The organism is Trueperella sp. (assembly GCF_043424875.1).
Classification (GTDB): Bacteria; Actinomycetota; Actinomycetes; order Actinomycetales; family Actinomycetaceae; genus Trueperella.
The window spans coordinates 1-14673 of the sequence record NZ_JBHWPL010000082.1 but is presented as its reverse complement, the minus strand read 5'-3'; the positions used below and the strand labels follow the sequence as shown (position 1 = coordinate 14673).

16 protein-coding genes are annotated in these 14673 nt (G+C 62.2%); 9 read left to right on the top strand and 7 right to left on the bottom strand.

Features of this window, described 5'->3' with window-relative positions; translation table 11 throughout:
• The first annotated feature begins 425 nt into the window (after positions 1-425).
• Positions 426-1025, top strand: a complete 600-nt coding sequence (locus ACHFFR_RS07430) for a hypothetical protein (RefSeq protein ID WP_394263633.1) — start codon at positions 426-428, stop codon at positions 1023-1025.
• A 48-nt stretch (positions 1026-1073) separates the two neighbouring features.
• Positions 1074-2303 carry a class I SAM-dependent RNA methyltransferase gene (locus ACHFFR_RS07425; protein ID WP_394263632.1) on the top strand — a complete coding sequence of 410 codons (1230 nt, stop codon included), beginning with the start codon at positions 1074-1076 and terminating at the stop codon, positions 2301-2303.
• Between the two features lie 21 nt (positions 2304-2324).
• On the opposite strand, the gene ACHFFR_RS07420 is transcribed toward ACHFFR_RS07425, so the two are convergent.
• Positions 2325-3992, bottom strand: coding sequence for a formate--tetrahydrofolate ligase (locus ACHFFR_RS07420; RefSeq protein ID WP_394263631.1), 1668 nt, complete (start codon positions 3990-3992; stop codon positions 2325-2327).
• Positions 3993-4178: 186 nt separating this feature from the next.
• Between ACHFFR_RS07420 and ACHFFR_RS07415 the strand changes: the two genes are divergently transcribed.
• Positions 4179-5567, top strand: a complete 1389-nt coding sequence (locus ACHFFR_RS07415) for a sodium/glutamate symporter (RefSeq protein ID WP_394263630.1) — start codon at positions 4179-4181, stop codon at positions 5565-5567.
• Positions 5568-5577: 10 nt separating this feature from the next.
• On the opposite strand, the gene ACHFFR_RS07410 is transcribed toward ACHFFR_RS07415, so the two are convergent.
• Both ACHFFR_RS07410 and ACHFFR_RS07405 read right to left on the bottom strand, forming a co-directional pair.
• Positions 5578-5850, bottom strand: coding sequence for a hypothetical protein (locus tag ACHFFR_RS07410; RefSeq protein ID WP_394263629.1), 273 nt, complete (start codon positions 5848-5850; stop codon positions 5578-5580).
• Positions 5810-6220 carry an MFS transporter gene (locus ACHFFR_RS07405; RefSeq protein ID WP_394263628.1) on the bottom strand — a complete coding sequence of 137 codons (411 nt, stop codon included), beginning with the start codon at positions 6218-6220 and terminating at the stop codon, positions 5810-5812. The genes ACHFFR_RS07410 and ACHFFR_RS07405 overlap by 41 nt, the downstream gene beginning before the upstream one ends.
• Positions 6221-6398: 178 nt before the next feature.
• Between ACHFFR_RS07405 and ACHFFR_RS07400 the strand changes: the two genes are divergently transcribed.
• Together ACHFFR_RS07400 and ACHFFR_RS07395 are read left to right on the top strand one after the other, a co-directional pair.
• Complete coding sequence (locus ACHFFR_RS07400; RefSeq protein WP_394263627.1) at positions 6399-7856, top strand: NAD(P)/FAD-dependent oxidoreductase; 1458 nt, start codon at positions 6399-6401, stop codon at positions 7854-7856.
• 12 nt (positions 7857-7868) lie between these two features.
• On the top strand, positions 7869-8048 hold the full coding sequence (locus ACHFFR_RS07395) for a hypothetical protein (protein ID WP_394263626.1): 180 nt from the start codon (positions 7869-7871) through the stop codon (positions 8046-8048).
• A 101-nt stretch (positions 8049-8149) separates the two neighbouring features.
• On the opposite strand, the gene ACHFFR_RS07390 is transcribed toward ACHFFR_RS07395, so the two are convergent.
• From ACHFFR_RS07390 to ACHFFR_RS07375, 4 genes are all read right to left on the bottom strand, one after another.
• Positions 8150-8773, bottom strand: a complete 624-nt coding sequence (locus ACHFFR_RS07390) for a thymidine kinase (RefSeq protein ID WP_394263625.1) — start codon at positions 8771-8773, stop codon at positions 8150-8152.
• A 249-nt stretch (positions 8774-9022) separates the two neighbouring features.
• Positions 9023-9691: a metal-dependent transcriptional regulator gene (locus ACHFFR_RS07385; protein ID WP_394263624.1), complete on the bottom strand. Its 669-nt coding sequence runs from the start codon at positions 9689-9691 to the stop codon at positions 9023-9025.
• Positions 9691-10398, bottom strand: a complete 708-nt coding sequence (locus tag ACHFFR_RS07380) for a DeoD-type purine-nucleoside phosphorylase (protein ID WP_394263623.1) — start codon at positions 10396-10398, stop codon at positions 9691-9693. The genes ACHFFR_RS07385 and ACHFFR_RS07380 overlap by 1 nt, the downstream gene beginning before the upstream one ends.
• A 90-nt stretch (positions 10399-10488) precedes the next feature.
• Positions 10489-11901, bottom strand: coding sequence for an AI-2E family transporter (locus tag ACHFFR_RS07375; protein WP_394263622.1), 1413 nt, complete (start codon positions 11899-11901; stop codon positions 10489-10491).
• A 67-nt stretch (positions 11902-11968) separates the two neighbouring features.
• Between ACHFFR_RS07375 and ACHFFR_RS07370 the strand changes: the two genes are divergently transcribed.
• The 4 genes from ACHFFR_RS07370 to ACHFFR_RS07355 all read left to right on the top strand — a co-directional run bounded on the left by ACHFFR_RS07370 (position 11969) and on the right by ACHFFR_RS07355 (position 14571).
• Positions 11969-12160, top strand: coding sequence for a hypothetical protein (locus ACHFFR_RS07370; RefSeq protein WP_394263621.1), 192 nt, complete (start codon positions 11969-11971; stop codon positions 12158-12160).
• Between the two features lie 230 nt (positions 12161-12390).
• The gene (locus ACHFFR_RS07365; protein ID WP_394263620.1) at positions 12391-13110 is read left to right on the top strand and encodes a DUF4282 domain-containing protein; all 720 of its coding nucleotides are present in this window, start codon (positions 12391-12393) and stop codon (positions 13108-13110) included.
• A gap of 4 nt (positions 13111-13114) precedes the next feature.
• Positions 13115-13873, top strand: a complete 759-nt coding sequence (locus ACHFFR_RS07360; protein ID WP_394263619.1) for an HAD-IIB family hydrolase — start codon at positions 13115-13117, stop codon at positions 13871-13873.
• Entirely contained in the window at positions 13870-14571 is a 702-nt protein-coding gene (locus ACHFFR_RS07355; RefSeq protein ID WP_394263618.1) for a vitamin K epoxide reductase family protein, read from the top strand. The genes ACHFFR_RS07360 and ACHFFR_RS07355 overlap by 4 nt, the downstream gene beginning before the upstream one ends.
• Positions 14572-14673: the final 102 nt, after the last annotated feature.

The window sequence follows — 14673 nt, the reverse complement described above, 5'->3', positions numbered from 1 at the left end:
CCTGCAGGGTCGATAATATGAGGAGCGGTCATCGTGGTGATGTCCTTTCGAGTGAGAAGTAGAAGGCTTTCTCGAAGGATCCCACGGTGACCGCGCTCGTGTCAGCAATGACGCACACGACCACCATGCGGCTACACCACTCTAAGGGGCACCACTGCCTGCTCTGCCTCCTGCCTACTCGCAGATGGTGCAAGTTCTGACCAAACCGGGCAGGAACTTCCTGCACCGTTTGGCTATTTCCTGCACCATTTGCGTGGAAGGGGTGCCAGCCGTGCTGCACCACCTGCGGAAAGGTGCGCCGGCGGCGCCCGAACCCGGCCGGCCTCGCCGCGCAAGAATGCCGCTTTAGGCGCACTTGTGTATTACGATCTCGGGAGCACATCATATTGAAGCGCCTGGGGGAGGCGCATTGAACGGAGGCACGCATGTCAATGTGGGAGATTTTTGGGTGGGCCGGATCAGTCCTCGTCGTTGTATCGCTGATGATTCCGAGCGTGCGGCGCTTTAGAACTCTCAACCTGATCGGTTCGCTCATCGCGACGATTTACAACGCGTATTTCGGGATCTGGCCGTATGCGGCGATGAACGCGGCGATCGTGATCATCAATATTTACTGGCTGTGGCGCCTCAGCCAAGAAGGTGACGAGCAGCGCGGATACTCCGTGGTCTCAGCCCGCGCCGACGACGCGCTCGTTGATCGCTTCCTGAACCGCCACGAATCGGCAATTGCGAGCTCCTACCCGACCTTCGCGCGCGAAAGCCTCGCGGGCGCACGCAACCACCTCGTCATGCATGAGGAGGAGGTTATCGGTCTGTTTAGCGTGCGCGACGACGGCCGTGTGGTCCTCGATTTCGTCACCGACCGCTTCCGTGATTTCACGCCCGGAAGCTTCGTCTACTCCAACAAGCACCTCTTCGACGGCATCACCGCTCTTGAGATGCCCGTGAGCGCCACGACGGATCCCGCGTATTTCAAGAAGCAGGGCTTCGAACAGAAGGGCGACGTCCTCGTCAAGGCCGTCTAAGTGGCGCCACCGCCGCGATAGGCTCGTGCCGAGAGGTGGGGATGGCTGATGGCGGATATCGGATCGCTGGTTGACCTAGACATTGCCGACGTCGCGTTCGGCGGCGAGACGATTGCATATTCCGGCGACGCGACGGTCTTCGTCCGCGGCGCAATTATCGGCGAACGCGTGCGCGCCGAGATCACGCACAAGCGCAAGCGCGGATATCTCGCGATCGTGCGAGAGGTGCTCGATCCGGCCCCCACGCGCATCGAGCATCCGTGGCCACTAGGCAGCGTCGACCAGACCGGGGCGGCCAACTACGGCCACATGACACTAGCCGGGCAGCGCGAGATGAAATCGCGCATGCTCGCAGGCCAGCTGAGGCAGGCAGGGGGCCGCGAGCTCCTCGCTCGCTTTTCCCCGGACATGATCGAGGTCCGCGGCGTTGGCGACGACGCCGGCGGCTGGCGCTATCGCACCCGCATCGGGGTGAATAAACTCGACACCGGCGTGGGCATGTACGTCAGCCACGCCGATGCTCACGTCCGCGTCCACGACCTGCCGCTCGCGAGCGCGCGAATCGACGCGCTCGACCTTTTTGGTTCCGCATGGGACGACGCCGTCCGGCCCGGCGAGCATTTGAGGATCGTGGCTCCGAGCGCGAGTGAGCCCGTGGTGATCGCGGACGGTCAGGTATTCAGCGCCCCAGGAGTCCCTGGCGCGCAGACCATTCGCGAGGTGGTTGCCTATGGTGACCGCACCTACGAGTACGAGCTCTGCGCAGATGGTTTTTGGCAGGTTCACGAGCGCGCGCCCGAAGCGCTCGTGGCGGCCGTCTTCGACTCGCTCGATGTTACAGAGGGAGCACGGGTCGCCGACCTCTATGCGGGAGCGGGCCTGTTCTCGCTGGTCGCGGCGGACCTGGTGGGTCCGCGCGGCAGTGTTCGCGCCTTCGAGGGCAATGAGGTCGCGGTGAACGCGGCGCAGGCGAACTTCGCTGGCATGCCGTGGGCGAGCGCGCAGGCGCTGACCATCGACGAACGAACGATCGAGGCGCTCGTCGATGGCGCCGACGTCGTCATCGCGGATCCACCACGATCGGGACTAGGGAAGGCGGCCGCCGGCATCCTCGCCGCCTGCGAGGCCCGCCAGATCGCCCTCGTCTCCTGCGACGCGGCCTCCATGGCCCGCGACGTGGCGACGCTTGTGAGCGCGGGCCGCGAAATTACCCACTTTCATGCAGCCGACATCTTCCCGAACACGCACTTCGTGGAGACGGTCTGCGTCGTCGAATAACGCACGCACCACGCGACCAGGTCAGGACAGGCCAACGACCGTGCCGTCGTCGTGGATATCCATCCCGAGCGCGGCGGGTTCCTTCGGCAATCCCGGCATCGTGATGATCGAGCGCGTCAGCGCCACAACGAATCCCGCCCCCGAACTCAGGCGCACCTCGCGCACGGTGATCCGGAAGTTGGTCGGCGCGCCGAGCACCGCCGGGTCGTCGCTAAACGAATACTGCGTCTTCGCCATGCATACCGGCAGGTCGTTGATACCGATTTGCGCCAGGCGCTCGATGTCGGACTCGGCAGCCGAGGTGTAGTCGACGCCGTCGGCGCGGTAAATCTCACGCGCCACCGTTGCGATCTTGTCTTTGATCACCAACGAAGGATCGTAGAGCGGAACAAAATCCGGCTCGCGCTCGCACAATTCCACGACTATCTCGGCGAGCTCCGTTGCGCCGTCGCCGCCGCGGGTAAAGCCCTCGGATTCGGCGACCCCGACGCCGAGCTCCGCGCACCGCCGCTTGATGACCTCGATCTCCTCGTCCGTGTCCGTGGGGAATCTGTTGATTGCCACCACGCACGGCACCCCGAACTTCGCCAGATTCTCCAGGTGGCGCTCGAGGTTCACGAGCCCGGACCTCACCGGGTCGAGCGAGTGAACAGCGGTTTGTTCGGCCTGCGCCTCGCCGTTGTAGCGCAGTGCGCGTACGGTTACCACGACGACGGCCGCGTTCGGCGTGAACCCGGCGACCGGGCAGACGATGTCGAAGAACTTCTCGGCTCCCAGGTCCGCGCCGAAGCCGGCTTCCGTGACCGTGTACTCGGCAAGTTTGAGGCCCATCTTCGTGGCGAGGATGGAATTGCAGCCGTGGGCGATGTTGGCAAACGGGCCGCCGTGGATGATTGCGGGAGTGTTTTCGGTGGTCTGGACGAGGTTGGGCTTGATTGCGTCCTTCATGAGCATCGCCATCGCGCCCACCGCCCCGAGGTCCGCGGCAGTCACCGGCTCGTTGTCCGCGGTGTAGGCGACGATCATCTCGGACAGACGGCGCTTGAGATCATCCAAATCCGTGGCTAGGCAAAGGATCGCCATGACCTCGCTGGCGGGCACGATATTCATGCCATCTGCGCGCATGACGCCGTTTGCCGAGGACCCCATGCCGACGACGATCTCGCGCAGCACGCGGTCATTGACGTCGATCGCGCGGCGGTGGGTGACCTTCTTGGGATTGATCCGCAGGGGATTGCCGTGATGGATCGAATTGTCGATCAGCGCAGAGAGCAGGTTGTTGGCGGCCTCGATGGCGCTGACGTCTCCCGTGAAGTGCAAATTGATGTCGTCCATCGGGAGAACTTGGGAGTATCCGCCACCGGCCGCGCCGCCCTTCATGCCAAACACCGGGCCGAGCGATGGCTCACGCAGCGTGCTCACCGCGCTCTTGTCGATCTTGTGAAGCGCCATCGACAGCCCGACGTTCACAGTAGTCTTCCCCTCGCCCGCAGGAGTGGGGCTCATGCCCGTGACGAGTACGAGTTTGCCGTCCGGCGCGTGCTCCCGGGATCTCAGGACGGACAGGGGCAGTTTGGCCTTATAACGCCCGTAGGGCTCGAACTCGTGATCCTCGAGCCCCAAGCTCGCGGCAATGTCGTCAATGGGCTTGAGCGTGGCTGACTGCGCGATTTCGACGTCCGAGAGCATGAACCACCTTTAGTTAGCGTCCAAGTTTCTCCCAGTGTAGGAAATCTCAGTCACGTTTGTGAGTGTCTCAACAATCTGCCTGTGCGGGTACGGGCGAACGGCGTTTCAGCGTGATGAGCTGGCCGTTCTCTGCGATGATAAATCGCACCGCGTGGGCGTCAGTGGTTTCACGCAGGGAAGGACACCATGGATGCAGCAGTTTTCCGCGACACACTACTCGTCGACGCGGGCATGATCGGTCTACTACTTGGACTTGGCACATTTTTGCGAGCCCGCGTGCCGCTCTTCCAAACGCTCATGCTGCCCGCGCCCGTTCTTGCTGGCATCATCGGCTTCCTGTTTGGGCCGTACGTATTCGGCGCCATCGCCGAGCACTACAGCTGGCACATTGGCAGTTGGCAGGTCAGTGGCCTGCCGTTGTCGGATTACGTCGGTTCGTACACGACGATCCTTATCGCCGTCGTGTTCGCGTGCATGGCCATCGCCCAAGACTTCGGACTATCGCGGCTGAACCGTTCGCTCGGCGCGTTCGCCGGCTACGGCGTTCTCATGTCGGCTGGCCAGGTGGTGGTTGGCATGATTGCGATGATCGTGCTGCTGCGGCCCGTTTTCGACGCGCCCGGCGCAATGGGTCTCGTGCTGTTTGCCGGCTGGTCAGGAGGCTTCGGAACCTCGGCCGCGCTCGGTGACGTCTTCGCCTCGAACGGGCACGAAGAGATCACCTCGATCGCCTTCACCTCGGCCACGGTCGGCATGATGACCGGCATCGTAGGAGGCGTCATCCTCGCGCGCATCGGCACGTCTCGCGGCCACTCCAAGGCATTTGAGAAGGGTAAGGCTCTGCCCGCGTCGATGCGGACGGGCATTCTCGACGACGACGAACGCAAGCCGATCGGCAGGCATTCCGTTTCGGGTGGTTCGATTGAGACTCTGGCCTTGCACATCGCCATCATCTGCGGCGTCGTCGTGCTCGGCCACTACGGCCAAAAGCTCAGCGCCGAGCTGTTCAACGCTTTCGCCCTGCCGCTATTTACGACGGCCTTTATCGTGGGCTTGCTTGTGCGCTTCGTGCTGCGCCGGACTGGCGGAACGGTGGTCATCGACGGCGGGACGATGACGTCCCTGTCGGGAGCGGCATCCGACGTCCTGATCGTGTGCGGCATGGTCTCGATCGTGCCGTCGTTCGTGGGGGATCAGTGGCAGTCGCTGCTCATCCTTTTTGCGCTGGGTCTCGTCTTCAACCTCGTGCTCGGGCTCGTCGTCGCTCCGCGTTTCCTTGGCGAGGGATGGTTCGAGAAGCAGATCTTTACCTGGGGCTGGGCGACCGGCTCCGTGGCCACGGGCATCGCGCTCCTGCGCATCGTGGATCCGGACTCCGAACTGGGCACACTCGAAGAGTTCGGCTACGCCTACATCCCACTCATCCCCATCGAGGGCGGCGCGGCGGCGATCGCGCCGCTCATGGTCCTTGCCGGCCTATCCTGGGCCGTCGTCGGAATATGGGGTGCGATCGCCGTCGTCGGAATATGGTTCCTCGTCGTCGCGTCCCGCCCGCGGCGCTCCGCCCGAACCTAAGCGAGGGACGTTAGTTGGTCACGTTCGCGGGAGCCTTCGTGGGCGTGATCGTATGGACGGTGGATGCGGTGCGGTTGGTGACGTGCCGCTTGCCGAGCCAGATCGCCAGCCCAAGTGTGGCAACGCCGATGATCGCGGCCACCGCGAAACTGGACTGGAGCCCGCCGAGAGCTCCCGCGCCCGAGTTGATCGACGTGTCGTAGACGGCTGCGATGAGCGCCGTGCCCGTCGTGAAGCCGAGGTTACGCACAAGATTGAGCGCGCCCGATGCTGCGCCTTGCATATCGGCAGGGGCCTCGGACATGACCCGCGAGCGCCATCGGCGTGGTCAGCATCGCTGCAACTCCGGCACCCTGAAGCGCGCGGGCGACGACGAGCGTTGCGAAATTCGGCGCGATCGTCCCAATGATCGATGCGATGAGGAAGACGATCATCGAGATCTTCAGCAAGCGCGGCTTGCCAATGCGATCACCGAGCCAACCGGAGGGCACGATGAGAACCGTCGAGGCGAGCAGGAAGGCGAGAGTCGCCCACTGGGTCATCGAGACGTCGAGGCTGGCCTCGCGAGCGATCTGCGGAAGAGAGGCCGCCGAGTTCGATACGCGCACCCCGCATTGGTTCGGCGCAGCCAGTCCCGGCAAGGCGTTGATCATTAGCTTGTTCTCCCGCGAAGGCGAGCGGATTCACCTCCACGGCGCGGCGGACTAGAGCCGGCCGGCGACATAAGTTACCGCTGGGTAATCGCTCTAAAAGTAGTCATACCCCTAGGGGTATGACATATAATGCACGGGAGGCGGCGAAGAGGCCGTACGTAACTTGGCTGGAGGAGAAATGGCCACTGTAGTAGTCCTGGGAGCTGGAATCGCCGGACACGTGACTGCCCTGCACCTGAAGAGGTTGCTGGGTGACGATCATCGTGTGGTTGCGGTAGAGCCCAAGGCCCACTGGAACTGGATCCCCTCGAATATTTGGGTGGGAATCGGACGCATGGATAAAAAGGATGTGAACTTCGATCTGCGCAAGATTTACAAGCGCAAGAAGGTCGAGTTCTATCAGGCGAAGGGAACCGTCATTCACCCTGAGGGTGAAGGCGCGGACGCACAGCCCTTCGTTGAAATTGAATATACCGAACCTGGTCGCGAGGGCGAGACGGATCGTATCGAGTACGACTACCTCGTGAACGCAACCGGTCCGAAACTGAACTTTGCAGCAACGCCTGGTCTTGGCCCGGATGAGGGTAACACCGTATCCGTGTGTACGTCCGAGCACGCTGTTGAGGCTTCGGAGGCGCTTGCTAAGTCGATCGCAAAGATGAAGGCTGGCGAGCACCAGACCCTCGTGATCGGCATGGGCGCCGGTAACTGTACCTGTGAGGGTGCTGCATTCGAGTACACGTTTAACGTGGACCATGAGCTCAAGCGTCACGGCGTTCGTGACAAGGCCGAGCTCATCTACTTCACGAATGAAGCGAAGCTCGGCGACTTCGGTGTGGATGGCATGACGTTCACGGAGCGCGGATTTAAGCAGTCCTCGCGTATGTGGACCGAGTCGCTCTTTACCGAGCGCGGTGTTCATTCGGTGCTCGGTGCAGCCGCGAAGAACATCACGGAAGACACGATCGAGTACGAAACCATCGATGGCGAGTTCCACGAGCTCAAGTACGACTTCGCGATGCTTCTGCCTCCGTTCACGGGTCAGCCGCTCAAGGCGCTCGACAAGAACGGTGAGGAGCTCTCGGAGCTGTTCAACCCGGCGAACTTCATGAAGGTCGACGCCAACTACACGCCCAAGGGCTACGACGAGTGGCGCGCACAGGATTGGCCGGAGACCTACCAGGTTCCGCAGTATCCGAACATGTTCGCCGTCGGTATCGCGTTCGCACCGCCGCACGCAATCTCGAAGCCGTACACGTCGCCCAATGGCACGATCATCGCACCGGCACCGCCGCGTACCGGCATGCCCTCCGACGTCATGGGCACGACAGTCGCCAAGACGATCGCCGACCGCATCAAGTCGGGTGACGACACGATCGCGTACGAAGCCTCGATGGCGCGCCTCGGCGCTGCATGTGTGGCCTCGGCGGGTAGCGGCATGCTCGACGGCTCGGCAGCATCGATGACGATGTACCCGGTTGTTCCGAACTACGAGAAGTACCCGGACGACCACGGCCGCAAGAAGAGTCTGACCATCGGCAAGATTGGCCTGGGCGGCCACTGGATGAAGGTCATTCTCCACTACCTGTTCATCTACAAGGCCAAGGCCCTCCCGGGCTGGCACCTGATCCCGTAAGGAGGGGTATTCATGCAAGAGAACGCCGATAACCCAACAATCATCCGCGCGTACAAGGATGCTCCGCGCCCGACGGGCATCGAACTCCATCAGCGTCGCAACCCGTTGATTCAGCTGTTCAAGCTGGCGTCGATCGGTTTGACGGTGATGCGGATGGTCATTGCTGGTCACGACAAGAAGGTCGAAGACTAAGGACCACCTCAACGCGGTGCCCGGTAGGACATTCCTACCGGGCACCGTTGTGTTGAGAGTTGCTGTGTTGACAGGCTCGTTATTGACAAACGCAGAGCGCTCTACGACGCCGTGGTGTGTGCGCCTTCGATCGGGCCGACCAGCTCGAGGAAACACTGCCCACACAGAGCCACGTATTCAATGTTGGCCTGATTATCGATGCTGACCTGCTCGCCGTGCAGGACGAACTGGCCATCAACCTTGCGCGAGTTGAAGTTGGCCTTGCGGCGGCATCCGGCTCCGCACATGGTCTTGAGTTCCTCGAGGGTGTGCGCCGTCTCGAGGAGGCGAGCCGACCCGGGGAAGACGTGCGTCAGGAAATCCGTGCGCAGGCCATACGAGAGCACCGGGACGTCGAGCTCAAGAGCCACGCGAAGGAGCTGATCCACCTGCTCGGGCGTCAGAAACTGCGCTTCGTCAACGAGCACGCCGCCGATGGTCTGCCCGTTCAGGCTCTCAACCCAGTCTTTGGTGATGGCATACAGATCGTCGGTAGGCCCGGCAAGGTGGTCCGCCTCGCGCTCAATGCCGAGGCGGGTACTGAGCGCGCCCCCTGCTTTCGAATCGAGAGCAGGCTTCATAATGAGGACCTTCTGCTCGGACTCTTCAAAGTTGTGCGCTGCCATGAGCAAGCCGGCGGTCTTGCCGGAATTCATCGTGCCATAGCGGAAGTACAGTTTTGCCACGAGGCGTTACCTTTCGACGTGATCCCGCGCAGTGGCGGGTGCCCGGCGGGATGTGATCCCAGGCGGAATTCTCACCCAAGCATAAAGCATGCGCACAATTTTGTCGGAGGCTCATGCGATGGTGGCACCATGGAATTCGACATGCAGAACAAGAAGAAGTATTCGGTGGGCAAGCCGAAAATGGGCTGGGTGCTGGCACCAGATTCTGCCGCCATGGGCCCAGTTCAGGTGATGCCGACGGCGCTGCAGTTACCGCTGCTCGGTGGTCACCCTAATGCGTCGCGCAGCCGGGAGGGGAAACGAAATCTCACGGCCACCTACCTCTACATTCGTCAACCCAAGTCCGGTCGCATGGGATACGACAGTTCCTGACACGCCGGGCTTGATACCCAGATCGCCGAGGTACACGAGAACGTCGGGATCGTCGTCGTCGACTTGAGAAACGACGACGATCGAATCCGGCTCAACTTCGGTCAGAAGGTAGACGTTGAGCTCGGGCATGGAGCCGTCGGCGCGGGGGATGGGATCGCCGTGGGGGTCGTGTAGTGGGTGGCCGAGCAGGCCGTCGATGGCCGCGATGAATCGATCGGAGACGGCGTGTTCGAGGGCTTCGGCCTCGTCGTGCAACTCTTCCCACGAATACCCGAGGTGGTTGTAGAGAAAAGTCTCGATGAGGCGGTGCTTGCGCACCATCCGTAGCGCCTCGCGGTGCCCCTTCGCGGTGAGGCGGATGGGTCCGTACCGCTGGTGATCTACCAAGCCCTGACCGGCCAGCTTCTTCACAGCCTCCGTCACCGTGGACGGGCTGAGATTCATGCGCCTCGCGAGCTCGGTGGGAACTACCTCAAGACCACTCCACTCCGAGATGGACCAGATGGTCTTGAGGTAGTCCTCAGTCGACGGTGTCAGGGGTGCCATTACGAGAGAGCGGCAGCCACCGCAAGCTTGAGCGCACCCTGGAAGTTCGTCTCGCGTTCCTCGGCCGTCATGTCCTCGGACTTGACGGTCATGTGGTCCGAGACAGTCAGGACGGCGAGCGCCTCCTTGCCGTGAAGCGCTGCGAGACCGTACAGAGCGCCAGCTTCCATCTCGGCGCCTGCGGTGCCGACGCGCGCCGCGGCCTCATTGACCTCAGGCGGCACGTTGTAGAAACGATCACGCGAGATCACGGGTGCAACCACCACGTTCTCGGCACCCTCCGCCGCGTCGTATGCTGCCTGCACGAGGTTGTGCGAGGCGACGGCCGAGAAATGAGTCTCGGGGATTAGGTGCGTGTTGATGATTCCCTCGTAGTGCGCGCCGTTCGCAATGACGACGTCGCCGATCTTCACCTTCTCGGAAAGCCCGCCACAGGTTCCCACGCGAATCACGCGCTGGACATCGAACTCCGTGAACAGTTCCGTCACGTAAATGCCGAGCGTCGGCTGACCCATGCCCGAGGCCATGATCGACAGCGGCTTGCCATCCACGGTTCCCGTGAATGCCTTAATGCCGCGCACGTCTGAGACGATCTTCGCGTCCGGCATGAGCATCTCCGCCATGCGCTCGGCACGCTTGGGATCGCCGGGCATAAGAACTGCGGGTGCGAAATCGCCCTTTTCGGCATTGATGTGTGGGGTTGCCATGGATTATCTCCTCGCTCAATGTTTCACGTTTGGCAACATTATTGCCGATATTCGCGCTCGCCGCCTACTGGGCACGGCGGTCTGCAACGGCTATTTGTCGGCCACGGGCGCTTCGTCAATATCGAGTGCGGGATCGGTGTCGCCTTCGGCACGAGCCTTGGCGTCTACCTGCACCTTTGCTTCCTCGAGAGGGATGTCCTTCTTGCTGTGGAGGCGCGCGGCCTTGCGGGCGCGCTTGGCTTCAGCACGCCGCTCCTTGGGCGTCAGGTGCTGGGCGACCTTCACATCGAAACGCTTCCAGTGCTCCTCGTTGAAGTGCTCGAAGTCGCGCGGCGGGCCGCCTGGGCGATCCTCCATGCGGTCAAGGTAGGGATAGGTGTCGTGACCCTGGAAGTACAAGATTGCCGTGTTGATGGCGGCCGCGATCGGGACAGCGAACAGAGCGCCAAAGATGCCGGCAACTGCGGAACCGCCGGTCACGAAGATGACGATGGCAAGGGCGTGCATGTTGAGCGCGTTGCCCTGGAGAACCGGCTGAAGCACATTGCCCTCAATCTGCTGGACGAGGATGACGCCCAAAAGCATGAGGAGCGCCAGCGGGATCGACTGCGTGTTGACCAGCACGATGACTACGGCGAGGAAGCCCGAGAGGAATGCGCCGACGATCGGAATGAACGCGAAGAGGAAGACGACGACGGCGATCGGGAATGCCAAGCTCAGTGGCGTCTTGAGAAGCATGGCGACGCCGGCAATGCCGACGGCGTCCACCGCTGCCACAATCGCCTGGGTGCGGGTGTAGTTGCCGATGGTCATCCAGGCGCGAATTCCCGCTTCGTTGACGCGGGTCTGCTGTGAGCTGGGGGAGAGTCGAACCAGCCAGTGCCACAGGCGGCGACCGTCCTTCAGGAAGAAGAACAGCGAGAAGAAGGTGAGGATGAGGCCCGTGAAGAATGATGTCATCGTGGAGCCCACCGAGGCCACGCCGCCAATGATTGACGAGGAGTTGTTCTGAATCGTTTTTTGCGCGTTCGCCCACGCGTCGTCCAGAGTCGACTGGAGGTTCGGGAACTGCGTGGTCACCATGTCGATGATGGAGGTGATACCTTCAGAGACCTGCTCGGTCAGGTCCGATAGGCCAGCGACGAAACCCGTGCCAGCGCCGCCAAGGAGGCCCGCGATAAGTGCGATGAGCCCGATGAGTGCGAAGGCTGCGGCTGCGGCTGGGGGCCAGCCCCACTTATTCTGCAGCTTCGCCGACACCGGCTCCAAGATCACGGCGAGAAGCAGCGCAATCATGAGCGCAATGAAGATCGTCGAGAACTGGATGAGGAACCAGCCGATCGCAATGGCCACGATAGCGACGAGGATAATGCGCCAGGCCCATCCCGCGGCTGTTCTCAGGGCGCGAGGCACGGGCGAGCGGTATTGGGCTCGTTCGTCGCTACGATCGGACTGCTCACGGCTTTGCACAGAGACGGTCACCTTGGCGTTGTTTTCTTCCATAGGGGCAACACTACTGAATGACGCAAATTTTTCCCGCATAGATGTCCACCTGTGGACGGGCATGTGCGTGGTTTCAGGGGATGGTTCGCGAACCGCCAAGCCCCGCGCGCAGACCGTCGTCGTGCTTGTGTACCGAACAGCAAGGCCCAGCGTGCAGACCGTCGTCGTGCTTGGGTGCCGAACGGCAAAGTCGCGCACGCAGACCGACGTCGTTCTCGCGACCGACGCGACGGCGGAGCGGGCTTGCTGGGCGTACTAATTGGCCCCGCTGACGGGGCGCTGACGGGTTCGCTGAAGCGGGCTCAAGCTGCACGGTGCCGGGGAGCCTTCTCGCTATGTTAGACGCGGGGAGTTTGAACCAGTGCGCGTTTTGGCTGGTCAGCGCGCGATCAGCGGATAATGCGCGCTCGTGTTGGGTGTGATAATTGGAATTGGTGATCTGGGGTGAGACAATGAACCGAACCTTTTAACACGAGTAAGGAATCTCGGATGTCCACTCCAAACACCAACTCGCCCGAAGACCACTTCAAGCCTGAGGGTAACGAGAACGAAGCACAGCGTCCCGCCGTTCACGGCGACGCCGAGGGTCAGCTCGACCAGCAAGCGTCGAATGACTCGCAGGAGCAGCCAAGCTTTGGCCAGGCTCAGCACGGCGAAGGCCACAAGCCTCACCAGCCTTACGGCCAGCAGAACTACGGCCAGCAGGGATTCCGCCCGCAAGGTGGACCGGTGGGTCAGTACGGCTCCAGTCAGGGCGGTCAGGCTCAGTACGGTCAGCAGTCCTTCGGTCAGTCCTACGCTCAGCCCGGCCAGGCCGGCATGGGTGGATACGGCCAGGGCGGTCAGCCTCAGTACGGTCAGGCGGGTGGCCAGTTCGGTCAGCAGCCAGCCTTTGGCCAGCAGCCAGCCTTTGGCCAGCAGCAGGCTGGTGGCTTCGGCTCGATCTTCTCGATTGACTTCTCTCGCGTCTTTACCCCGGGCGTTGCGCGCATCGTGCACATCCTCGCGATGGTCGTGGGAATCGCGTTCATCGTCGTGGGCCTGTTCTCCTTCATTAACGCGCTGACGAACGATTACTTCGAGGGCATGGCCAAGTTTGAGTACTTCCTCGGCTTCGTGAAGCAGACGGCGATTGGCCTCCTTGTGATCGGCGCATCGCGTCTCTTCCTCGAGTTCTTCGTGAACAACACCCGGCAGGGCTCCAAGTAAGTCGATGACCCGCGCCCTTCTCGCGTTCGATCTCGACGACACTCTCGCGCCGTCGAAATCGCCACTCCCGCCGCGCATGGCCGAGGCCCTTCGAGGGCTCCTCGATGTCCATGACGTGTGCGTGATCTCCGGCGGAAACTTCGAGCAGTTCGACATGCAGCTCCTCGGTGGCCTCGACGCCACCGAGGAGCAGCTCGCGCGTCTCCACCTCATGCCAACCTGCGGCACGCGTTATATGCGTTACCGCGATGGCAGCTGGGATCCGGTGTACATCCGCGATCTCAGCGAGGAGGAGCGCACGCGGGCGACGAGCGCTCTCACGGAGGAAGCCAGGAGACTCGGACTGTGGGAGAGCGAACCATGGGGCGAAATTATTGAGGATCGCGGTTCTCAGATCACGTTCTCGGCCCTCGGCCAGCAGGCCCCGCTTGAGGCGAAGAAAGCTTGGGATCCAGACGGGTCGAAGAAGGAATCGCTGCGCGCAGCTGTTGCCGAGCGCTTGCCGGACCTTGAAGTTCGGTCGGGTGGATCGACGTCGGTGGATATCACTCGCAAGGGTGTCGATAAGGCCTACGGCATCGCCGAGCTCGCCGAGCACACGGGCATCGAGATCGGCCAGATGCTCTTTGTCGGTGACCGCCTTGATCCGGGCGGCAATGATTATCCGGTCACGCGGCTGGGTATCGACACGCACGCCGTGGGCGGGTGGGAAGATACCGCGGCATTCGTTGAACAATACGTCGAACAGGCAGGTGAGCAGTGAACGCTCATAACCGAGTTGACGAGGACGCCGACGAACTCGTCGACTACGACCTCGACGAGATGGACCGGCGCATCGCCAAGTTCGAAGCGAAAGCCACAGATCATGAGCGCGGCGGGGGAGCCTCGCGCGAGACGGGCCTCGTGTGGACGATCGCGAGCGCCGTCGGCATGTTTGCGTCGGTGATGTTGCTCCTGGCCGAACGCTCCTATTTGAAAAACCCGGCGGGCAATTTCCTCTGCGACGTTAATCCGCTGATCGGGTGCACGAAGTGGTTTGACGCATGGCAGGGCACGCTCCTGTTCGATACTCCCAACGCACTGTGGGGCGCGCTGTTTTTCGCCGGTATGACGGGGCTTGGCCTCGTCCTCTTGACCGGCGGTCGGCTCCATCGCGTCCTATGGATCCTCGTGTTAGCAGGCATCAGCGTGGGAATGATCTGGGTGCTCTGGTTTGGCTACCAGTCGTATGCCGTTGAGCGGTCGATCTGCCCGTACTGCGCAATCGTGTGGCTCGCGGTCATCCCGCTGTTCGTTCTCATACTCGCGCGGGTGCTTCAGGCCGGCCACCTCGGCGAGGGAGCGACCTCAGCCGGGTCGGCGCTCGTGCGCAACCGCTGGCTGATTATCGGCCTGCTTTATCTGGCACTCGTCATCGTGACAGTGCTGGTGTTTTGGAATTCCTGGGCGCTCGTCTTCTAACTGAGCCTCCTATGGGGGGTGGTAGCGCCCGCCCCCCTCGGATATGGCTCTCTCCATGGATATGGCCCCTCCCGAAACCGCCCCCCTTCCCGGATATGGCCC